The organism is Nannocystis exedens, from assembly GCF_002343915.1.
Taxonomy (GTDB): Bacteria; Myxococcota_A; Polyangia; order Nannocystales; family Nannocystaceae; genus Nannocystis; species Nannocystis exedens.
This window is the reverse complement of the sequence record NZ_NETK01000001.1, coordinates 8,428,222-8,449,516: the sequence shown is the minus strand read 5'-3', so window position 1 is coordinate 8,449,516 and position 21,295 is coordinate 8,428,222. Positions and strand designations below refer to the sequence as shown.

Below are 21,295 nucleotides of genomic sequence, written 5' to 3'. Positions count from 1 at the left end.
AGATTCACCCGCGCGACGAAGACGTCGCGCTCGTCGCGTTCGAGCGGCGCGCGGACCTGCCTCGGTCGCCGCCTTCGAGCACCCGCTGGACCGCGCGGAAGGCCGGCTTCGCCGCGTAGTCGGCGTCGAACAGCAGCGGCGCCGCGTCGCCGAGCTCGTCCCACGCGTAGCGGTCCGAGAACCCGAACACCGTCGTGCTGCGGCAGGCCGGGACCGCGAGGCAGGTGCCGACGATGCCGGCGTAGATGTCGGCTTGCAGCTCGAGCTGCGCCGCGTCGGTGCCGGCGATCGAGACGTCGAGCTCCGTGATGTAGATGTCGAGGCCGAGCGCCGCGATGCGCTCCATGTTGGCGCGGACGTCGTCGAGGTCCGGCGGCGCCGCGGCGTCGACGTGGAACTGCAGACCGATGCCGTCGATCGGCGCGCCGCGAGCGACGAGGTCGGCCGCCATCTCGTGCATGAAGTCGGACTTGAGCCCGAGCGCCTCGGCCCCGGTCTCGTTGTACAGCAGCACCGCCTCGGGATCGGCCGCGCGGGCGGTGCGGAACGCCCGCTCGATGAACTCGACGCCGAGCACGTCGGACCAGATCGACCACGCGTACTCCGCGAATTCGTCGCCCGTCTCGTCGGGGCCCCAGATCGCCTCGTTGACGACGATCCACGCGTCGACCTTGCCGCGGTAGCGCGACACCAGGGTCGTGATGTGCTCGTCGAACACCGCGCCGAGCGCCTCGGCGTCGCCGCTCTCGCCGAGCTCCGTCACCCACCCCGGCAGCTCGAAGTCCCACACGAGGAACATGCCGGTGACCGCCTGCCCGTGGACCGTCGCGTAATTGATCGACAGGTCGGCGGGGACGAAGAAGTAGTCGCGGTCCTCGCCGCGGGTCGTCGCCCAGTAGAGCTCGGTCGGCGCCGCCGCGCTGAACTGCTCGGCCAGCAGCGCCTCGAAGCCGAGGTCGTGCAGCGGCGGCCAGATGTCGATCGCGCTGCCGAACTCGATCCCGCGCGCCTCGGCCAGCTCGCGCAGCGGCGTGCCGAGCTCCGGCGCGGCCGGCAGCGCCTGGCTCATGGCGATCTCCCGCAGCTCGAGCGTCGCCCCGGGATCGAGGTGGACGTAGAGGCCGGCGGCCTCGCCCGCGGGCGCGAGCGGGGCCGCGAGGCGCAGCGTCGTGACCGCGTCGCCGGCCCGGACCTCGACCGCCGCGCCGTCGACGGTCACCACGAGCTCGGCCGGCGCAGGCGCGGCGATCGTGCGCTCCTGGATGACCTCGTCGCCGGCGCGCTCGCGCAGCGCCCAGGCCCCGCCGTCCGCCGTGAGCTCGACCGCCGCGCGCGCCTCGGGCTCGCCCGGCCCCGCGATCACGAGGCCGCTCGCGCCGGCGCCCCCGGGCGCGAGCACGGCGCGGATCGAGACCGGCTCGTCCGGCGTGAACGCGCCGCCCCAGATCGGCCAGACGACCGTCTCTTCCTGCGGATTGTCGAGCGCGACCGGGTGCTCGGCCACCACGACCGGCCGGACGTACTCGACGTCGGGGCCATCGCCCGGCGCAGCCGCGCACGCGGTGATCGACAGGAGAGAAGCGAGGAGGACGAGGCGCGTCATGCGGTCCGCGTTTCTTATCAAGCGGAATCGCCGGCGTCGACACTGTCCACAACAGGCCGCGGAACGATCGGGTGCCTCGATGCAGACACGCCGTGCGGCAGCGAGCGCCGCACACCGGTCTCATCATGACCGGCTCTTCAGGGTTGAGGGTGGCGCAGGTTGCGCGCGAAATCGCGCCGTGATATCGTGCGCGAAATGGCAGAGACCGAACTCTACGCCCGAATTCTCGGTATCGAGGCTCCCTGGAGAGTTGCTGCGGTGAAGCTGCAGCTCGGGCAGGGGCAGATCGTCATCGAGGTCGAGCACGACCCCGATGTGCCGACGACGTGCCCGGAGTGTGGCCAGGCTGTTCCCCGTCACGATACGCGGACTCGCCGATGGCGGCACCTCGATACGTGTCAGTATCGGACGATCATCGAAGCCGGCGTACCGCGGACGTCGTGCCCGAAGCACGGTACGCTCACGATGCGCGTCTCATGGGCGGACGGTAGCGCTCGGCTCACCGCGCTGTTCGAGGCGCTCGTGATCGACTGGCTCCGCGATGCGCCGATTGCAGTGGTCGCGGAGCGCCTCGGGCTCTCGTGGGATCAGGTCGCCGGCGTCCAGGAGCGTGCAGTACAACGCGGACTCGAGCGCCGCGAGGTCGCGCTGCCGGAGATGCTCGCCGTCGACGAGACCTCCTTCCAGCGGCGCCACGAGTACGTCACGATCGTGCATGACCCGAAGTCCGCCAGCAAGCGGGTCATCCACGTCGCCGACGGACGCGGCAAGGGGGCCCTCAAGGGCTTCCTGAGCGGCTTTTCGCGCCCAGAGAGGGCTGCGGTCTCCGTGGTCGTCATGGACATGCACGAGCCCTACATTCAAGCTGTCCGCGAGGCCATCCCCGATGGCGACGCGAAGATCGCCTTCGACAAGTACCACGTCGCCGCGCGCCTCGGTCAAGCCGTCGACCACGTGCGACGCGAGGAACACCGCGCTCTCCACGGCCTCGGCGACAACCGGCTCAAGGGCACCAAGTACCTCTGGCTGCGCAACCCCGAACGGATGAGCAAGGAGGTCTGGGACGACTTCGAGGCGCTGCGGACGAGCTCGCTGCGGACGGCCCGCGCGTGGGCGCTCAAGGAGGCGGCGATGGAGGTCTGGGAGCACACCTCGCCGAGCAACATGCGGGACCAATGGGGCATGTGGTACGATTGGGCTATCCGCTCTCGCCTGGAGCCGATGAAGGCCGCCGCGCGCATGGTCAAAAATCACCTCGGCGGCATCATCCATGCAGCCACCGAACGGATCACCAACGCCTCTGCCGAGGGCCTTAACTCGGTCATCCAGAAGCTCAAGTACGTCGCCCGCGGCTTCCGTAACCGCGACCGCTTCCGAGCTGCGATCTACTTCCACCTCGGCGGCCTCGACCTCTATCCTGCCGGGATCACGCGCTGAGTCAGCGGTATCCACCACAAACCCTGAAGAGCCTCATGACCGGGGCCGCTCGCTGCCGTCATTCGCCGCCGCGAGCCGTCACGGGAAGCGGGCGAACGCCGCCGCGATCGCAGCCCGCGTGCGCTTCGAGGTCACGTCGCGCACGAACGGATCGGCGGGCGGGCTCATCGCCACGAGGGCGATCACGCCGGCGTAGAGCACGGCCGTGGCGAGCAGCTGACGTCGACTGCCGAGCTTGAGCGCGGTGCCGAACGATCGCTTCATGCGTGCGCCGAGGAGGTCGACGCTGGAGAGCTCGTCGAGCGCCAGGTGCACGAGAAAGCCGCCCGTGAGGAACACGCCCGCGAGCCAGGCCTGGGTCGGCGCGAGGTGGAAGGCGCGCGAGGCGACCAGCACCACGGCGACGCCGACCAGCGCGGCGAACGGGAGCGAGTGGACGAGGCCGCGATGCACGCACAGCCAGGCGGTGAAGCCCCGCAGGCCGACGCGGACCGCCACGAAGGCCGCGACCGCCGCGGCCGCCGCGAGCCACGGCGCGGCGTCGTCGTACAGCGCCAGCGCGGCCGCAGCCGCCGCGCCCACCACGAGCGCCCCGAAGAGGATCCGGGTCGGCACGGAGCTCTCGGCGTCGATGTCGGGCAGCATTCCCCCGAGCACCCCGAGCCCGAAGCAGACGCCGCCGACGAGCGGAGTCACGAGCCCGCCGGCGATCGCCAGCCCCGCGGCGAGCGCCGAGGGAATCGCCGCCCCGAGGACGTGGACGCGAAAGTTCGCCATGGACCGGCCGCGAGTTTAATGAAGACCCGCCCCCGCCTTCAACGTCCCCCCGCGCCCGCCGCTCGTGACCGAGCGGCCTGCGCGGCCGTGCGCCCCTTCCCGGCGGCGCAGCGAATCGCGGCAGGCCCTGCTGGCATCATTTGTCGACCCACTCCCACTTCGAGGCGTCGAGCCTGCCCTTCACCCATTCCTCGCAGGTGGCGCAGAACTCCGACCGGTGATGGACCGTCGTCCGCGTGTGGTACATGACGCAGGGCTTCTCGTCGCCGCCCTTCGACAGCGCCAGGGGCACCTTGACCCAGTCGGAGTCGGCGTCGGCGAGGATCCCGAAGTCCGCCTTGACGCTGGCCTTGGGGTGGTCCTCGGTGTTGAAGGCGCAGTGATCGCCGCGGCCGCCGTACTTGCGATCGTAATGATGCTCGTGCTCCTTGGGCACCATCCCGAGCGCGTGGCCGATCTCGTGGAGGAACAGCACCAGCAGCGTCCGGTCGGCCTCGGCCGTGCCGCTCGAGCCGGCGTGGTACTTGTTCGAGACGAAGATCGTGCCGGGGGCCTCTTTCTCGTCGCGGTTGCCTCCGATTGTCTGCACCATGTTGACCTCGATGGCGACCGCCGAGCAGACCGTGCCGAGCTTTTGGTTCAACTCGTCGTCGGTCACCTCGACGCGCGCTTCCCTGTCGCTCAGCCGCTCGACCCGGTATTTGCCCTCCGAGGACTTGTAGGAGGTCTCCTTGTCCGCGGGGACCGCCGACTTGACCGTGGGCACGGACTGCGCGCCCTGGACCATGAACTGCGCGCCGGCCTTCGCCTTCAGCACGCATTCCCAGTGATCCGTCGCGCCGAGCGGGTCGGTGAAGCTCTCCACCTCCCAGGTCTCGTTCTGGCTCGCGCCCACGGTGCAGGCCCCGCGCCTGAGATCGAACGTCTGCGAGCGCACCGGCGGCGGCGGCCCGGGCGGAGCCGGCGGCCCGGCCGGCACGGTCTTGATCGTCAGGGTGATGGACAGGCCCTCGTCGCGCAGCTTGTCGAACTCCTCGCCCGCGATCACGCAGACCGTCAGCCGCTGACGATCGGGGCTCGTCGTCGCCGTGATGTGCTTCTTGGCGACCGTGCTCTCGCGCGGCTCGGGGACGCTCAAGCGGAGGTCGCCGAGGATGTCCTGGGGCCGGACCGGGAACACGTGGAAGCCGTCGTTCGCCCTGAGCTTGCAGCTCCAGCGCTCGCCGAGCCGCGGCCGGGCGCTCGCCTCGGCCACCTCGAACTTCGCCTTCTCGTCCTCGGGCGTGTCCTGCTCGTCCGGCGGGACGACCTCGGCCCGGCCCGTGTCCTCGAAGCGGAACCGCTGCTCCTTCCCCGCGATCGACATCGCCTTGGTCAGCACGTAGCCGCACTGGTTGACCAGGACCAGCCGCAGGTGCTTCTTCCCGCCGTACAGCGGGTGGGTGTGGAACGGCACGACGCTCTTCCAGTTGTACTGGTTGAGCGGCCTGCCCGCCACGTACGTGAGCGGCTCGCTCTCGAGCTCGACCGGCGGCTCGGCCTCGATGAGCTCGACGTCCATCTTCGCGTACGCGGCCACGAGCTCGCCCTTGATCGCCCTGTAGGCCCGGAGCCCCTCCGCGTGCATGTAAAAGAACGTGTAATAGATGGTCCGCCGCTCGTCCTTGCCCTTCGGCTGCGCCTGCCTGAAGGCCGCATGCACCTCCAGGCCGGCGTACGCCACCTCATCGTCGAACGCCGCGAAATAGGCCCGGAGCGGGTTGACCACCCCGCCGGCGACGCAGCGGGCCGTGAGCGCCTCGTCGCGATCGGAGGTGTCGACGAGCACCCGCTTGAGCTCGGGGGCCGAGAGGTCGCGGTTGATGAGCTTCACCTTGGCGGCGATGTTCGCCACCATCGGCAGGCCGAAGGACACGCCGAGATCCTTGCTCACGTGGGTCCCGGCCAGCGACGCGTGCAGGTCCTTGTACGCCGCGTCCAGATCCTTGATCTTGATCTCGTCCTTGACCTGCGTGCTCACGTCCGTCATCTGCGGGCGCGCGCGCGCGTCGATCATCGCCTGCTCCGGCGGCGCCGCGTCCCACTCCTTGCGCCCGGGCAGCATCGGGTCGAAGGCGAAGTCGAACAACCTCCGCAGCCACTCGACGGCCTGCTCGGAGCTGTCGATCGCCGCCTTGATCGCCGCGACCTGCTTCGGCAGCGAGTCGACGTCCGCCCCGGACTTCCCGGTCCAGCCCACGACCTGGTCCCAGAAATACACGTAGGCCTGATAGCGCTCGTGCTTCGGGTTGTTCACCTCCGGGAGCGTCGCCTTCAGCCGGTCCCGCTCCTCCTTGAGGCTCTTGAGGTCGCGGAGGGCGTCCGGCATGAACTTCTTCTCGATCTTCTCGTAGTCCGCGCGCACCTGCAGCGCGTTGCAGCGCGGCTTGATGTCGCTGCGCTGCGGCTTCTTGCCGCCCTTCGTCAGCCCCTCGAGCACCTCGAGCTCTTGGGTCTCCGCCGGGGTGAGCGGCTCGCCCTGACCGGCTCGCCGCTTCGCCAGCGGCTCGATCCGGTCGGCGATGATCTTGGGCAACAGGGCCTCCGCCTGCCCGACCAGCGACTCGAGCACGCCGAGCTCGCGGGCCTCGTCTTCGCTGAGCGGCCCGTCCTGGGGCCCCTTCTTCTGCAGCTCCGCCTCCCACGTCGGGATCTGGTCGTCCTCCAGGGAGCTGATCTTGTTGTTCAGGTTCGAGTACTCCTGCGTCTCTTCCTTGACCATCGCCGGCTCGGCGCGCAGCGCGTCGATCTCGGGCATGATCCGGTTCGGCAGCAGCTCGCTGAAGAACGTCCGCACGAACCCGAGGCGGTGGGCCGCCACCAGCCCCTTCGGGGTGTAGAGGGTCGTGCTGTCCGAGGGCACCAGCACGTCGACGCCGGGGCCGGTCCCGCGCTCCGAGTGATGCCCCTTGCTCATCGTGCAGCCGCCGACGAACAGCGTGTTCTCGAACGAGCGCGGCAGGTCGCTGCCCTGGAACTCCCGCTTCTGCGGATAGCGGCTCACGTCGCCGAAGTCGAAGTCGGCGAAGTTCAGCGGGAACGAGAAGCCCGTGTTCCCGCCGGTCGCCAGGAACAACACCTTGCTCTTCGCCCGCGTGACGACCTTGTCGGTCTCCGGCATGCTGAACGGCATCCACGCGCTGCAATTGACGATGTCCGCCCCCTGCTCGATCGCCCAGCGGAACGACCGCGCCCCCGTGGCGTCGTTCATCTCCCCCATCGTCTGACCCTTCTTGGTCATCACGTCGAGGAGCGCGATCCGGCCGCTGCCCCAGGCCGCCTGCCCGGCCACGGTCGTGCCGTGCTTCGACGGGTTGTCGGCGACGAAGTGGGTCGGATAGCCCTTGCGCGGGCGCGTCGGTCGATCGTTGGCCTCGTCCCCCGCGTCGAAGTAGCGCCCGTCCACGATCCGCGGGGCCAAGTAGTCGAGCCCGCCCGGGCTGGTGTCGTCGAAGATGCCGGTGTCGCACACGCCGATCGTGACCCGGCTGCCGCGTCGGCCCTGCGCCTGGCGGTAGAGGGCCGCGAATTCGGGGTCTTTCTGCTCCTTGAAGTCCTTGCCCTCGACGTGCGCGAGCAGCCGCAGCGCGCCGACATCCGCGCGGCCATCGGCCTCGACCGCGAGCTCCAGCGTGGCCGAGCAGACGAGGTGATGGTCCAGGTCCAGCAGGCACGCCTGCAACACCTCGGTGCCGTGGCCGACCTCGAGCCCGATGAAGGTGAGCCGCTCGAGGACCGAGTAGTCCCTCGTTCGGCCGCCGGCCTCGACGAACTTCACCAGCATGCCGTCGGTGAGCTCGTGGACGGGGCTTTGGATCCCGTCCTTGCTCCGCGCGGCGCGGACCCGGCTGAGGTACCGGTACGCCGGCTTCACGCTGCCCTTGTACGAGCGGATCGCGTTGCGCAGCCGCAGCTTCGCCCCGAGGTACGCGAGCTCGAGCCTGCCGGCGTACGCGCGCGGCAGCGGCGGCTTCAGCCGCAGCTCGACGGCCAGCGGCTCCCGCAGGCCCTGCTTCACCGTCACGTGCGTGAGCACCTCGTCGCGATCCGCCAGGCTGAAGTACACCGCCGGCAGGACATCGTTGGTGTTGCGCACCCCGAACGAGCGCGCGGCGTAGCGCTCCCGGCTGCCCTCGCCCGGCGGCGCGACGGCGAAGCGCACGTCGGTGCACTGGAACCGCTGCACCAGCCACGCCTCGATCTCGGCCTCGGTGCGGAGCGCAGGCCGGTGGTTATGCCCGTGCGGGGCGAGGGAGACGTAGACCGAGCCCGCCGTCGCATGGATGGACGCCGCGTCCGGGTCCTGCAAGCTCCGCAACCACTGCCGCACCTCCTCGCCGCGCAGGCTGCGGCCCTCTTTCGTCGTCACGTGCTCGATCTCGGTCCACAACATCGACGGCCCCCCGCGAACCCGACCCCCGGCGACGCGCTCAGCCGCCGTACTTCGCTTCCAGCGCGCGCTTCGTCTCGTCGTCGAGCGCGCCGGTGATCTCGAGGCCGTGAGCGGCCTGGAACGCCTGGAGCGCCCGCGACAACGCCGCGCCGCCGCCGTCGCCGAGCGAGCCGGCGTAGAACCCGAGGCTCTTGAGCCGCCCCAGCGCGCCGCGCGGCGTATCCACCGGCTCGAGGCGGCCGAGCGCGAAGTCGTACTCTTCCCCGGTCTCGAGGAAGCGCACCCGCGCGGCGCGGGCGTCGGGCGCGATGAATCGCTCGATTCGACCCTCCGCGTCGGTCAACTCGTCGTGGGCCACGATCACGCCGTCGACCGTGAGCTCGTATCGCTCCTCCGCGCGCGGGAAGCCGGCCACCAGGAACTGCAGCCGCAACTTCTCCGGCACGCCCCGGCGCCGGAAGATGTGGCGGCGGTCGGTCTCGACCGCCGCGCTCTTCTCCTGCCTGGCAGGAACGACCACCACGTCGCCGGCCACGAGAATGTTGGGATTCTTGCGCTGCCGCCGCAGCTCCGCGTTCTCCGGATCTCGCCATACCGTGTCCGGAGCGAGGCCGTGGCGGAAGGCGATGCTCGAGATGCACTCGCCCTCGGCCACGATGTGCTGCGTCGGCATCCTGTTCCTCTCGCAGGAATTGCTACACACCGCTGCATACACCGTCAAGCGCACGGGAGCGCCCCATCACGCCCACGGCGCTCCCCGAGCGCGATATCGACGCGCGACGGTCGATAGCGCCCCGCGGCGATCGACGAATGCCACGAGCGTGGATCTCGAGCGGCCGGCCGTCCCTCGGCGCCCGCCTGCTCGCAATCGGCCTTCACCCCGCGTGGTGCCCACATTTCCGCGAGCGCGCCGCGCTCAGCCGCCCATCGTCGCCTCGTGGACGAACGGCCGAGCCGATCGCGCGATCGACGATCGCCCGGGTCCCCGCGCGGAGATCGACGATCGACACCTGCCGCGCCCTCGGATCGGCGGAACAAGCCTCGTGCAGCAGCGTCGTCCCGGTGCGATCGATCGCCCCTTCCCCGACGGGCACGAGCGCCAGCGGCGTACCATCCTCCCGCGGCACCACGTAACCCGCGCCTGGATATTCGTCCGGCATGTGTTCAAACCCCGCGCCAGCGAGCCCCGTCGTTCGCTCGCCCTCGCCCTCGCCCGGCGGTCGGCGGACTTGCGCTCGCCGGTCCGCAGGTCGTACGCGAGCAGCGACGGCGCCTCGCTCGTGCGCGGCCCGTCCTCGAAGTAGCGGGCGAAGGTGACGACCGCGCCCTCCTCGATGCCCACCATTCGCTCGTCCGCGAATCGCACGAGCGGTCCGCCGAGCGGATCGAAGCGCCCGTCCTTCGACGCGAACAGGAACGTCCCGAACGTCACGTCGCCCTGGACGCGGAAGACGAGCCCGGCCCTGGGTCAATCGTCGGTAAATTCAGCCCGCGACGCCCCCGCGTACCTGCCCCGAAGGACAGCCGGACCGCGCTCCCCCTCGAAACCTCATGGTCGAGCCACCGGCGCCCCGTCGGGTCGCTGCCACTCCGGCAGCTCGGTGCCCAGCGCGAGGCCCATGCCGGTCACGAACTCCCGCAGCTCGTCGACGATCTTCTTGCTGGAGGACGGCCGATCCAGCAGGTCCTCCGCGCTCCACTGCACCAGCTCGCCGACGTAGACGATCCCGGCCTGGTGGAGGATGTTCCAGGCGCGGACCGAGATCTCGAGGTCTTCGACCAGGTCGTTGAGGCGCTCGTCCATCGCGCGCGCGACTTTGCCGAGGCCCCGCGGCGGGTGTCAAGCAGCCGCGGCCGCGGGGCCGTCCACGTCGCGTGCGGCGCGGCCTGCTCTCGTCGCCCGCTCAGGGGTCGACGGGCAGCCCGCTCGGCACCGACAGCGGGATCAGGTGCGAGAAGTCGGGCCCGGCGTCGTCGCTGAGCGAGCCGAGGAAGGCCGCGAGGTAATCGATGGTCCCCCAGCCCCAGACATCGACGGTGGCGAGCAGCGGGTCGACGCCCTCGGCGATGATGGCGGCGCGGTTCTCGAGGAACTGCGAGTGCATCGCCACCTCGTCGACGCTGTCGGTGATGTCGTAGTCGAGCAGCGCGTCGACCGGGTCGCGGTAGTGGCGGAGGAAGTCCTTGATGTCGTTGTAGTGGCTCTGGCGGCCCCAGGGCCCGGTGTACATCACGTTGCGCAGCGGCGGGGTGCGCCACGCGTACTTGTCGTCCGGGTCGCCGGAGATCCGCATGCGCCCGAAGTCGTCGAGCCCGCCCGGACCGTCGCCGCCGGGGACCGTGTCGCCGGGCCCGAACTGCGGCGCGAGGGTCTTGTGGAAGTCCTCGTCGGTGAACGCGTTGCCGGAGTGGCAGGAGGTGCAATTGCCGCGGTCGCTGTCGAGGAAGTGGCGGGCGCCGACCAACTGGCTGTAGCTGAGCGCGTCGTCGTCGGGCGGGATCAGCACCCCGGTGGCGGGGTCGTAGCGGCCGACGAAGCGGTCCCACGGGGTGTCGTTGGAGAAGAACGCGCGGAACTCGTAGGCGGCGATCGCGTTGCCGGCGTAGGCGAAGTGCATGTCCTCGAACGCGACGCCCGGGTAGGCCGCCTCGAACATGTCGACGTACTCGGGGATCGCGCCGAGCCGGTCCATCATCATGCCCCACGCGCAGATCACGAAGTTGAACGGCGGATTGTCGAGCGCGCAGGCGGTGGTGAAGTCGTTCTCGTTCGGGAAGCCGAGCATCTCCTGGTCGGTCACCTCGGGCATCATCGCCTGCCCGGCCGCGACCAGCATGTCGGGGTCGAACGCGTCGTCCTGCCAATCGAAGGGGATGAACGGCCCGCCGAGCGGGATGACGTGGCCGGTTGCGTCGAGCGGCACCTTGTGGTCGACCGTCAGGCCGGTGGTGAGCTTGTGGAGGTTCCACAGCGGCTGCGTCGTGCGCCCGCCCACCACCGCGCCGATGCGGTTCGGACCGATCCCGACGCCGCGGATGCCCCGGTTCATCGTCAGGTGGTCGGTCGTGCCCAGCCGCGGGTGATGACACGTCGAGCACGACGTGTCCATGTTGCCGCTGAGGATCTTGTCGTAGAAGAGCGCCTCGCCGAGCTCGACCAGCTCGTCCGACGTCGGCGGCGGCAGCTCGAGCGGGGTGATGCCGTTCTCCGCGATCAGCGCGCGGACCTCCCAGATGAGGTGCTGCCGCGGGCCGAAGGTGTTCAGCTCGTCCACTTCTTCGGTGTCGACCTCGGTATCGGCCGCGGTCTCCTCCGACCGCAGACCGACGGGCTCGCTCACCGGGTCATCGTCGCACGCGACCATGGGGATCATCGACAGCCACAGAACCGCCACCACACGATGCTTCAGCATGACACGCTCCAAGCAGGAGAACGACCAGGGATTGGCTCCACAGAGCCCGTACGTCGAGGTTCAGTTGTTCGGCGACATGCCCTCTCGCTACGTCACCACGCACTCACCCCAGCGCTCGTCGCCGCGACGGCCCGCCGATCTCCTGCCGTGCCACGAACCATCGCACGAATACCCCGCGGCCCACAAAACGCTGGACGAACATTTTGCACGAACCGCCGAGGCCGTCAAGCCACGAGCGGTGAACGCACATTCTTTTTCTGCAGTGTCCACAATGTACCCCTGTCCCCTTCACCCACGCCCACACGCACCGAGACTTTTCCGTAGTGCGAGGCTCGTCCTCACGCGTGCTCACCCGCCTCACCCGCATCGATAGCGCGCTTCCCGAGTCGCACTCGCTCCCCGCTTTCCGCCACTCGTGCTCCCTGCCGCGCCACGCCTTCCCTCGCGCCCCTCCGCGTTCATCCGCGCCTGCGCCTCACGCTCGCAGGTGCCTCCCGGGCCCCCCGACTCGCAAGGTCGCGTACGGCCCTCGTGACGCATGTCGCGTTGCATCATCTTGACGCGCCGATGCGCAGCCCGGCGCTCCGACGATCGCGTGCACATTGCAGAAATCGCAGACGAGACTGGATTTTCACTCGCGGGAGGACCTCGCGTCATTGCCACGCGCAGCAACGACGGTCGCCAGCGAGGTCAGCCGCGCCCATCGTGCTTCTTCACTCGCCCGCGCCGACCAGCCCCTCGGTGACGTAGAAGAAGCCGATGCACATCTCGTCGGCCGTCCCGTAGCCCCAGGTCGTCGTCGTGTCGCGGCCGGTGGTGTCGTAGGTGCAGGTGATCCGCAGCGTGTCGCCGGCGCGGACGTGGCGGGGCTCTTCGTAGAACGCGAACTGCTGCCAGTGGAATTGATAATCGTCGACCCGGGCCAGGCACGCCTCGCCGTCCGGCGAGCTCGCGGTCACGCGCAGCTGGCGACCGAGCTCGTGCATGTGCGGCCACACGCCCCACAGCGTGAAGTTTTCGTGCATCTCCCGCGTGTCGGTCTCGACCACCGCCGGCTCGCCCGCCGGCAGCTCGAGGTACGCGTCCTCGACCCGCTTGATGAACGCCTCGTGCGGCACGCTGGCCGCCAGCTGCAGGTCGATCGCGGTCTGGTCGGGGAACGTGCCGTGCATCCGGTTGTAGTGCATCTGCAGCACCGCCTTGCGCCCCGCGCCCATGCGCAGCCCGGTGCCCGCGGGCAGCCGTCCCCCGCGGTCGCTCGAGCCCGCGCCCACCAGCCAGCGCGACGGCACCAGCGGATCGCCGAAGCAGGTGTAGCCCGGGCCCGCGTCGGCCTCGTCGAGCGCGGCGGCCTCCGCCTCGTCCTCCCCGTCGTCGAGCGCGTAGAGCGTCAGGTGATGCACCATCTCGGCGCGGCCGAGGCGGATCGCGAACGCGACGACGAACGCGTCCTCGCGGAGCCGCGGGTCGAGGACGAAGCAGCGATAGACGTCGTCGGCCGTCTCGTCCGGGGTGTACGGCTCCGGCATCGCCAGCGTCAGATCGACGCGATCGAGCTGCCACGGCGCCGGCGGCTCCGGGGCCTCCTCCGCGGGCTCGCCCGCGGGCGCGCCCGCCTGCGCCCACGCGGCGAGGGTGGCGATGTCGCCCTCGTCGAGCCAGCGCGCGCCGACGTAGGTGTTGCAGGCGCCGCTGTTGTCGAGGTTGAAGGGCGGCATGCTCCGCTCGCCGGTGACCGCGGCGATCGTCGCGGCCAGCGGCGCGACCTCCTCGTACGTGGTGAAGGAGAACGGGCCGACCCCGCCGGGCCGGTGGCACTCCACACAATTGTCGGCGAGGATCGGCGCGATGTCGCGGTGATACGTCGGTTCGGCGCGATCCACCGACGCGTTGCAGGCCGCGGCGAACCCGCCCAGGAGCGCGAGACGGAGCAGCATGCGCGCAGACAAAGCACGAGCGGCCACCGCACGCAGACAACGCGCGCCCGGGCGGCCCGCGAGGCGCCCGAGGCCGGCTCGTCCGGCGCCCCCGCGCCCGACGCGGGGGCATCGCCGCCGCGAGCGAGCCCGACCACCGCGCGCGCCGATCCGGCGACCGGACGGCAAGGTCGCCCTGCATCGACGCGAGCTCCGCGCGAGCCTTGGGGACGGCGATCCCCGATTCACGCCCCAGGGCCTTGAGACACCTCGAGCCCGCGCCTCGCCGCGACGTCGCCCGCCGTCCCTGCGAAGGACCTGGCGCCGTCGAACCTCAGCCTGTCCGCGCCGGCCCGCAATCCTGCCCGGGCGCGCGGTCGCACCCGCGGTCGGGAGACCGATCATCACACACGCGGCCCGGGGAAAAGAATGCGCAATGCGCCGGCTCGCGCCCCCGCGATCGCCCGCTCTCGGGTATCGTCCGCCGTCATGACGCTGCGTTCGCTCGCTTCGCTTGTGCTCCTCGCCCCCCTCGCCTGCAGCCCCGAATCGAAGGACGATTCCACCGCCACCGACACCGCCGGCGATTCGACGGACGCCACCGGCACCGAGACCGGCGGCGACACGACCACCGGCGCCTCCGGCGACACGACCATGGACGCCGAGACGGTCGCGCCCCAGCCCTCGCCCGAGGCCACCGAGGTCTGCACCGCCTCCTGCGACAAGTTCAAGTCGTGCGCCGACGACCCGGCGATGTTCGACAGCGCCGAATGCATCTCCGACTGCGAGGCGCTCATCGTGTTCCTCGGCCACAACAACCCCGGCACCCATTGCCCGGACACCGAGCTGAACCGTCAGGACTGCCTGTCCAAGGCCACCTGCGAGGAGATCGACGCCTACGTCTCGCCCGACGACCCGCCGAATCAGGTGTGCCAGGAGTGGGACGAGAAGCTCGGCGAGTGCGCGATCGAGTGAAGCTCTTTCGGGCATGCTCGTAAAGACATGGCTTCAAAGACATGTCCTGAAGTTCACGAGTCCGTCGCGCGACCGGGCGCCGCCGCCACCTTCGCCCGGGCGACGCGAGCGGTGCGCGGCAGGATCACCGTGAAGGTGGTCCCGGCGCCCTCGGCGGCGGCGACCGTGACCGAGCCGCCGTGCGCCTCGACGATCGCGCGGGTGATGTAGAGGCCGAGGCCGAGCCCGGAGGCGCCCCCGGCAGGGCGCGCCTGGGCGCCGCGGAACGGCTCGAACACCACCGGCCGCAGGGCCGGCGCGATCACCCCGGCGTTGTGGACGCTGGCGACGACGCGGTCGCGCGCGCTGCCGTCCAGGCGCACGCGGACCGGCGCGCCCTCGCGGTGGCGCACCGCGTTGCCGAGCAGGTTCGAGAACACCTGGGCCAGGCGGTCGGGGTCCCAGCGCCCGCCGAGGTCGCCGGTCGTGGCCACCTCGATGCGGGCGTCGGGCCCGGCGCGCACGAGCTCGTCGACGACGTCGCGGACCACCGCGTCGAGCGCGACCGGTCGGGCCAGCACCGCGATGCCGCCGCCCAGGCGCACGCGCGTGAGGTCGAGGAGCTGGTCGATCATCCGCGACATGCGGCGGGCGCTCGCCCGCAGGCGCTCGAACGCCTCGGTCGTGTCGGTCTGCCCGTCGGCCCGGCGCAGCAATTCGGCGCACAGCACGATCGCGGACAGCGGCGTGCGCAGATCGTGCCCGAGGATGCCGATGAAGAGGTCGGTGAAGCGCAGCATCTCCTGGTTCGCCTGCGCCTCCGCCCGCGCGCGGGTCAGCGCCCGCGCCCGCGCCTGCTCGCGGACCCGCGTCACGATCAGGACGACGGCGCTGAGCGCCGCGCCGAGCCCGGTGACCAGCGACGTCAACGGCGAGCCGTTCGGACCGTGGGCGGCGCGGGCGAAGCGGACCGTCCACGGGTGGCCCGCGATCTCGACCATCTCCAGGATCGCGTCGTCGTCGTCGCCGGCGATCCGCCGGCCGAAGCGGTACAAGAGGCGCTCGGCGTCGACGCCCTCGCCGTCGTACAGCTCGAACGCCACGGCCGGCAGCGCCTCGGCGAAGATGCCCTCGATCAGATCGCCGGCGCGCAGCGGCGCATAGACGTAGCCCTTCAACTTCTCGCGCCGCTCGGCGACCGAGGCCGGGACCCCGCCGTCGACGTACACCGGCGAGTACAGCAGAAAGCCGGCCTGCTGGTCGTGCTCGTCGATCTCCTGCACGAGGGTGACCTTGCCGCTCAGCGCGACGTCGCCGATGTCGCGCGCGCGGTCCATGGCCTCGCGGCGGGTCCGCTCGGTCCGCATGTCGAAGCCCATGGCCGCGCGGTTGCGCAGATCGAGCGGCTCGAGCAGCACGATCGCGTGGACCTCGTCGCGCGGCCACTCCGGCCAGATCTGCACGTGGTGCCAGCCCCTGGCCCGCGCCAGCGCGACCGCCTCGTGGAGCTCCACCGCCCCGAACCGCGCCGTGTAGCCGATCCCCTGGGTGCCCGGGTACTGGTCGGCGAGCTTCAGCCGCTCGACGAAGCGCCCGAATTCGCTGACCGTCACCGGCTGCTCGCGCGCCGGCCAGCCCGACGAGCCGCGCAGGACGGAGATGTAGATCGCCATGCGCTCGACGATCCGGTCCCGCGCCGCCAGCACCGCGCTCGCCAGCCGGGCCCGCTCCACCTGTCGCTCCGCGTGGCTCACGAGCACGGCGGCCGCCGCCGTCAGCACCAGGCACAGCGAGAACGGCAGCCACGCGCTCAGGCTGGGCCGAAGCGACATACGAGCAATGTAGCGCGCCCTGTCGCCGCATATGCCAGCGCCGCGCCCGCGGGTCGCCGCCGCCGTACACGCTCGCGGGCGCGGCGACTCATGCCATTCGCGCCGCGCCCCCTCGCATTCGCTTCGGTTTGCGCCGCCGCCGCGGACGGGCATGCGAGCCGCGCATGAGCGGTCGCCGACCCGCGAGCTGGACCGTCGCCGGTCGAACGAGCGGAACGCCGCCCTGCCGGCGCTCGGCGATTCGCACGGCCGCTCGCTCGCCTCACCCGCATCCCCAGGCGATCTCGGCGCAGCTCAGGACGCGCCCGCCCTCCGCGCTCTCGCACGAGCCCGCGTCCTCGCAGGCGAACGAGCCGTACGCCGGGTCCGTCCCGGCCGGCACGCACCCGCACGTCGCGTCGTCGTCGCAGGCAGCCGGCAGCGGCACGCAGGTCGAGCACCGGTGCGGGCCGCCGACGATGCACAGCTCGGTGGCCGCGTCGCAGGTGCCGCCGTGATCGCCGCAGGGGAACGTGCCGTCGTCGCCGGCGGTGGCGCTGTCCTCGCGGCCCTCGGGGCAGCCGATCAGCAACAACAAACACAGGGACCATCGCCGGTGGATCTCGCGCATCGGGTGCCCACCCTACAGGCGAATGGATCGGTCCGCCGCTCCTGGTCGGCGGCTCGGGCGGGCGCGCGCGCTCGCCGTGCCGGCCCCCGCTGCGAATGCACGGCCCGTTCTTGTCCGGTGAGGACGCCATACCCCGCGGCGCGGTCGAGCGCGCGCGGCCGGGCCGTCTGCGGCGGATCGCCCGGAGCCGGCCACCCGGCGCACGCCGAACCCGGCGAGGCGCGGCCGCGCCTCGCTGCGGCCATGAGTTCGTGCCCGCTGCCGAGCTCGCGGGCGGCCCCGCTCCGGCCTGGCCCGTGCTGTCCTTTTAAACATGTTCATTCGACCATTTTACATGGCTGCTCCTCAAAGCATGTCCGAAAAGACATATGCCCATCGCGCCCCGCCGCGGGCCGGCGCCTCGCGGGCCACCGGCGCCCCGCGAGGCGGGCAGAGGCCGCCGCGAGGCCCCTCCCGCGGGCCGCCGCGGCGCGGTCGGGCCGGGCGGGCGCCCCGCCGCGCGACCGCGGGTATAGACGTCCGAGCTCTCGCCCCCGCGGCAAACAGCGGCCTCATGCGATCGACGACCGACAAGCGCAGCAGCGGAGTCTGCCACTGGCTCATCGGCGGCGGCGAGATGGGCTGCCGGATCCGCGCGTACGACTGGTCGAAGAGCCCGCTCGGCCCGATCGAGGGCTGGCCGGCGAACGTGCGGACGATCGTGCAGCAGTGCGTCGCCACCAATTTCCCGATGGCGATCACCCTCGGCCCCGAGCACGTCATGCTGTACAACGACAGCTACCGGCCGCTCTGCGGCAGCAAGCACCCGGCCGCGCTGGGCGCCGACTACAGCGAATGCTGGGCCTCGGCCTGGCCGGACATCGGCGATTCGTTCGCCCGGGCGCTGGCCGGCACCGCAATCTACCTCGACGATCAGCGGATCTTCCTCGACCGCTACGGCCACATGGAGGAGACCTTTTTTGCGTTCTCGTTCAGCCCGATCCTCGACGAGCGCGGCCAGGTCGGCGGCGTCATCGTGCCGTGCATCGAGACCACCGACAGGGTGCTCGGCGGCCGGCGCACGCGGGCGGTCCGCGACCTCGCCGCGCGCACCGCCGGCGCGCAGACGATGGAGGACGTGCTCCTCGCCGCCGCGGCCGCGCTCGGCGCGTACGAATTCGACGTCCCGTTCGTGCTCGCGTACATGGTCGGCAAGGACGACGTCGCCCGCCTCGTCGCCAGCGGCGGTATCGCGGCCGGGACCGCCGCGAGCCCGGCCATCGCGCCGATCGCCGCGCCGGGCGGCGTGTGGCCGCTGGCCGAGGTCGTGCGCACCGGCAAGCCGGTCGAGGTCGGCGAGCTCGCAGCGGCGTGCGGCCCCGGCTGCGGGCCCTACCCCGAGCCGCCGCGGCGCGCCGTGGCGCTGCCGCTCATGCTGCCGGGCCACGACCGGCCGGCCGCGATCGTGATCCTCGGGGTCAGCCCGCGGCTGGCGTGGAACGAGGCCTACAGCGACTTCTACGGCCTCCTCGCCGGCGCGGTGACGGTCGCCCTCGCGGGCGCGCACGCGTTCGCGGAGGAGCGCCGGCGGGCCGAGGCGCTGGCCGAGCTCGACCGGGCCAAGACCGCCTTCTTCTCCAACATCAGCCACGAGTTTCGCACCCCGCTGACGCTCATGCTCGGGCCGCTCGAGGAGGCGCTGGCCGACGGCGACGCCCCGCTCCCCGAGCGCCAGCGCGAGCGCCTCGCCGTCGCTCACTGCAACTGCCTGCGCCTGTCGAAGCTCGTCAACGCCCTGCTCGAGTTCTCGCGCATCGAGGCCGGGCGGGTCGAGGTCTCGTATCAACCGACCGACCTCGCGCGGTTCACCGCCGACCTGGCCAGCCACTTCCGCTCCGCCTGTGAGAAGGCCGGCCTGACGCTGAAGCTCGACTGTCCGCCGCTCGCGGACCCGGTCTACGTCGACCGCGGCATGTGGGAGGCGATCGTGCTCAACCTGGTCTCGAACGCCTTTAAGTACACCCTCACCGGCGAGATCGAGGTGGCGCTGCGGCGGCGCGGCGCCGTCGTCGAGCTGGTGGTGCGCGACAGCGGCGTCGGCATCCCGCCCGAGCAGCTGCCGCGGCTGTTCGAGCGCTTCTACCGGGTCGAGGGCACCGGCGGGCGCTCGCTCGAGGGCTCGGGGATCGGCCTCGCGCTGGTGCGCGAGCTGGTGCGGCTCCACGGCGGAGAGGTCCGCGCCGACAGCCGCGTCGGCGTCGGCAGCGAGTTCACCGTGACGATCCCGCTGGGCCACGCGCACCTGCCGGCCGACCGCCTGCGCCCCGCCGCGCCCGCCCCGGCGGCCTTCGGCGCCGCCCCGTACGTCGGCGACGCCCTGCGCTGGGTGCCCGAGCCGTGCGCCCGCCGGCTCGCGGCCGCCGGCGCCGAGCCGCCGCGTCCGCCCGGCGCGCGCCCGCGGATCTTGCTCGCCGACGACAACGCCGACATGCGCGACTACGTGCGCCGCCTGCTCGCCGCGCGCTACGACGTGGTCGCCGTCGACAACGGCGCCGAGGCCCTCGCCCGCGCCCGCAGCGACCCGCCCGACCTGATCCTCGCCGACGTGATGATGCCGCGGCTCGACGGCTTCGGCCTGCTCGAGGCGATCCGCAGCGACCCGCGCACGCTCGAGGTGCCGGTCCTCCTCGTGTCCGCGCGCGCCGGCGAGGAGGCCCGCGTCCAGGGCATGCGGGCCGGGGCCGACGACTATCTGACCAAGCCGTTCAGCGCCCGCGAGCTGCTGGCGCGGGTCGACGCCCACCTCGCGCTGGCGCGCCTGCGGCACGAGGCCGGCGACTCGCTGCGGGCCAGCGAGCAGCGCTTCCAGGCCTTCATGGACAACACGCCCGCGGTCGCCTTCATCAAGGACGAGGAGGGGCGCTACCTGTTCGTCAACCGCGAGCTCGTGGAGCGGTTCCACCGCGACGACTGGATCGGCCGCACCGATCACGAGATGTTCCCCACCGACCTCGCCGACGCGCTCCGCCGCAACGACCAGCTCGTGCTGGCCCAGCGGCGGCCCGCTCGCGTCGTCGAGACCGTCACCATCGACGGCGAGCCGCGCACGTACCTCTCGCTCAAGTTCCCGCTGCCCGAGCGCGGCGGTCGCTGGCTGCTCGCCGGCATCGCCATGGACATCACCGAGCAGAAGCACGCCGAGGCCGCGCTCGAGGCCGCCAACCGCAGCAAGGACGAGTTTTTGGCGATGCTGTCGCACGAGCTGCGCAACCCGCTGGCGCCGCTGCGCAGCGTGGCCGACTCGCTGCGGGGCAACGACCTCGCCGGCCCGGCCCGCGCCCGCGCCTACGCGATCATCGACCGCCAGGTCACGCACCTCACCCGCCTGGTCGACGACCTCCTCGACGTCTCGCGGATCACCCGCGGCAAGACCGAGCTCCGCCAGCAGGTCGTCGACCTCGCGCAGATCGTCGAGCAGGCGCTCGAGATGGCCCGCCCGGCGCTCGACGAGCGCCACCACACCGTGGCCGTGACCCTGCCGACGCAGCCGCTGCAGGTGCAGGGCGACCCCGTGCGGCTGACCCAGGTCGTCTTCAACCTGCTCGGCAACGCCGCCAAGTACACCGAGCCGCACGGGCACATCTGGCTCACCGCCGCGCGCGAGGGCGACGAGGCGGTCGTGCGCGTGCGCGACGACGGCATCGGCATGCCGCCCGAGCTGGTGCCGCGGGTGTTCGACCTGTTCGCCCAGGGCGACCGCTCCCTCGACCGCTCCCAGGGCGGCCTCGGCCTCGGCCTCACGCTGGTCCACCGCCTGGTCGAGATGCACGGCGGCAGCGTCGGCGCCAGCAGCCCCGGCCGCGGCCAGGGCAGCGAGTTCGTGGTCCGCCTGCCCGTCCTCGCGGGCCCGCCGGCGACCGTCCCGGCGGCGCCCCCCGCTCGTGCGGTGCCGGCCCGTCCGGCGGCGCGGATCCTCGTCGTCGACGACAATCGAGACGTCGCCGAATCGCTGCTGCTGCTGCTCGAGGCCCACGGCGCCGCGGTCCGGGTCGCCCACGCCGGCGCCGACGCCCTGGCCGTCGCCCGCGAGTTCCTCCCGCAGGTGGTGCTGCTCGACATCGGCCTGCCCGACATGGACGGCTACGAGGTCGCCCGCCGGCTCCGCCACGAACCGGGCCTGGGGCGCGTCCTCGTCATCGCCGTCACCGGCTACGGCCAGGACGACGCCCGCCGCCGCTCGGAGGAGGCCGGCTTCGATTACCACCTCGTCAAGCCGGTCACCGAGGAGACCCTCGACGCCGCGCTGCGCCAGCTCGCCCCCGCGGCGTAAAGGACATGTCTT

The 21,295-nt window shown here is 71.6% G+C and carries 12 protein-coding genes; 3 read left to right on the top strand and 9 right to left on the bottom strand.

The features are described from left to right. Positions 1–4 precede the first annotated feature (4 nt). Positions 5–1,603, bottom strand: coding sequence for an endo-1,4-beta-xylanase (locus NAEX_RS33200; protein ID WP_096331493.1), 1,599 nt, complete (start codon positions 1,601–1,603; stop codon positions 5–7). Between the two features lie 195 nt (positions 1,604–1,798). On the opposite strand from NAEX_RS33200, the gene NAEX_RS33195 reads away from it, so the two are divergent. Further along, positions 1,799–3,040: an ISL3 family transposase gene (locus NAEX_RS33195; protein WP_096326274.1), complete on the top strand. Its 1,242-nt coding sequence runs from the start codon at positions 1,799–1,801 to the stop codon at positions 3,038–3,040. 78 nt (positions 3,041–3,118) lie between these two features. On the opposite strand, the gene NAEX_RS33190 is transcribed toward NAEX_RS33195, so the two are convergent. From NAEX_RS33190 to NAEX_RS33160, 6 genes are all read right to left on the bottom strand, one after another. Beyond that, entirely contained in the window at positions 3,119–3,817 is a 699-nt protein-coding gene (locus tag NAEX_RS33190; protein ID WP_096331492.1) for a metal-dependent hydrolase, read from the bottom strand. A gap of 136 nt (positions 3,818–3,953) precedes the next feature. Next, positions 3,954–8,249, bottom strand: coding sequence for a S8/S53 family peptidase (locus NAEX_RS33185; RefSeq protein ID WP_096331491.1), 4,296 nt, complete (start codon positions 8,247–8,249; stop codon positions 3,954–3,956). A gap of 37 nt (positions 8,250–8,286) precedes the next feature. Beyond that, entirely contained in the window at positions 8,287–8,922 is a 636-nt protein-coding gene (locus NAEX_RS33180) for a peptidoglycan-binding domain-containing protein (protein WP_096331490.1), read from the bottom strand. A gap of 876 nt (positions 8,923–9,798) precedes the next feature. Further along, on the bottom strand, positions 9,799–10,053 hold the full coding sequence (locus tag NAEX_RS33170) for a DNA-directed RNA polymerase subunit alpha C-terminal domain-containing protein (protein WP_096331488.1): 255 nt from the start codon (positions 10,051–10,053) through the stop codon (positions 9,799–9,801). A gap of 100 nt (positions 10,054–10,153) precedes the next feature. Further along, on the bottom strand, positions 10,154–11,662 hold the full coding sequence (locus NAEX_RS33165) for a cytochrome-c peroxidase (protein WP_096331487.1): 1,509 nt from the start codon (positions 11,660–11,662) through the stop codon (positions 10,154–10,156). A 713-nt stretch (positions 11,663–12,375) separates the two neighbouring features. After that, positions 12,376–13,599: a monooxygenase gene (locus NAEX_RS33160; RefSeq protein ID WP_170136198.1), complete on the bottom strand. Its 1,224-nt coding sequence runs from the start codon at positions 13,597–13,599 to the stop codon at positions 12,376–12,378. A gap of 468 nt (positions 13,600–14,067) precedes the next feature. Between NAEX_RS33160 and NAEX_RS33155 the strand changes: the two genes are divergently transcribed. Beyond that, on the top strand, positions 14,068–14,553 hold the full coding sequence (locus NAEX_RS33155) for a hypothetical protein (protein ID WP_096331485.1): 486 nt from the start codon (positions 14,068–14,070) through the stop codon (positions 14,551–14,553). Positions 14,554–14,606: 53 nt separating this feature from the next. Here NAEX_RS33155 and NAEX_RS33150 read toward each other — a convergent pair whose 3' ends face one another. After that, a complete protein-coding gene (locus NAEX_RS33150; RefSeq protein WP_170136197.1) occupies positions 14,607–16,364 on the bottom strand; it encodes a CHASE domain-containing protein in 1,758 nt (585 codons plus the stop codon). A 262-nt stretch (positions 16,365–16,626) separates the two neighbouring features. Further along, positions 16,627–16,974 carry a hypothetical protein gene (locus tag NAEX_RS33145; protein WP_096331483.1) on the bottom strand — a complete coding sequence of 116 codons (348 nt, stop codon included), beginning with the start codon at positions 16,972–16,974 and terminating at the stop codon, positions 16,627–16,629. A 553-nt stretch (positions 16,975–17,527) separates the two neighbouring features. Between NAEX_RS33145 and NAEX_RS33140 the strand changes: the two genes are divergently transcribed. Continuing rightward, positions 17,528–21,283, top strand: coding sequence for an ATP-binding protein (locus NAEX_RS33140; RefSeq protein ID WP_096331482.1), 3,756 nt, complete (start codon positions 17,528–17,530; stop codon positions 21,281–21,283). Positions 21,284–21,295 lie beyond the last annotated feature (12 nt).

Excerpts from the sequence above, each read along its gene's own strand:
- NAEX_RS33150 (WP_170136197.1), bottom strand. The coding sequence starts at position 16,364 with ATGTCGCTTCGGCCCAGCCTGAGCGCGTGGCTGCCGTTCTCGCTGTGC.
- NAEX_RS33155 (WP_096331485.1), top strand. The coding sequence starts at position 14,068 with ATGACGCTGCGTTCGCTCGCTTCGCTTGTGCTCCTCGCCCCCCTCGCC.
- NAEX_RS33180 (WP_096331490.1), bottom strand. The coding sequence starts at position 8,922 with ATGCCGACGCAGCACATCGTGGCCGAGGGCGAGTGCATCTCGAGCATC.
- NAEX_RS33140 (WP_096331482.1), top strand. The coding sequence starts at position 17,528 with ATGCGATCGACGACCGACAAGCGCAGCAGCGGAGTCTGCCACTGGCTC.
- NAEX_RS33200 (WP_096331493.1), bottom strand. The coding sequence starts at position 1,603 with ATGACGCGCCTCGTCCTCCTCGCTTCTCTCCTGTCGATCACCGCGTGC.
- NAEX_RS33195 (WP_096326274.1), top strand. The coding sequence starts at position 1,799 with ATGGCAGAGACCGAACTCTACGCCCGAATTCTCGGTATCGAGGCTCCC.
- NAEX_RS33145 (WP_096331483.1), bottom strand. The coding sequence starts at position 16,974 with ATGCGCGAGATCCACCGGCGATGGTCCCTGTGTTTGTTGTTGCTGATC.
- NAEX_RS33160 (WP_170136198.1), bottom strand. The coding sequence starts at position 13,599 with ATGCTGCTCCGTCTCGCGCTCCTGGGCGGGTTCGCCGCGGCCTGCAAC.
- NAEX_RS33185 (WP_096331491.1), bottom strand. The coding sequence starts at position 8,249 with ATGTTGTGGACCGAGATCGAGCACGTGACGACGAAAGAGGGCCGCAGC.
- NAEX_RS33190 (WP_096331492.1), bottom strand. The coding sequence starts at position 3,817 with ATGGCGAACTTTCGCGTCCACGTCCTCGGGGCGGCGATTCCCTCGGCG.
- NAEX_RS33165 (WP_096331487.1), bottom strand. The coding sequence starts at position 11,662 with ATGCTGAAGCATCGTGTGGTGGCGGTTCTGTGGCTGTCGATGATCCCC.
- NAEX_RS33170 (WP_096331488.1), bottom strand. The coding sequence starts at position 10,053 with ATGGACGAGCGCCTCAACGACCTGGTCGAAGACCTCGAGATCTCGGTC.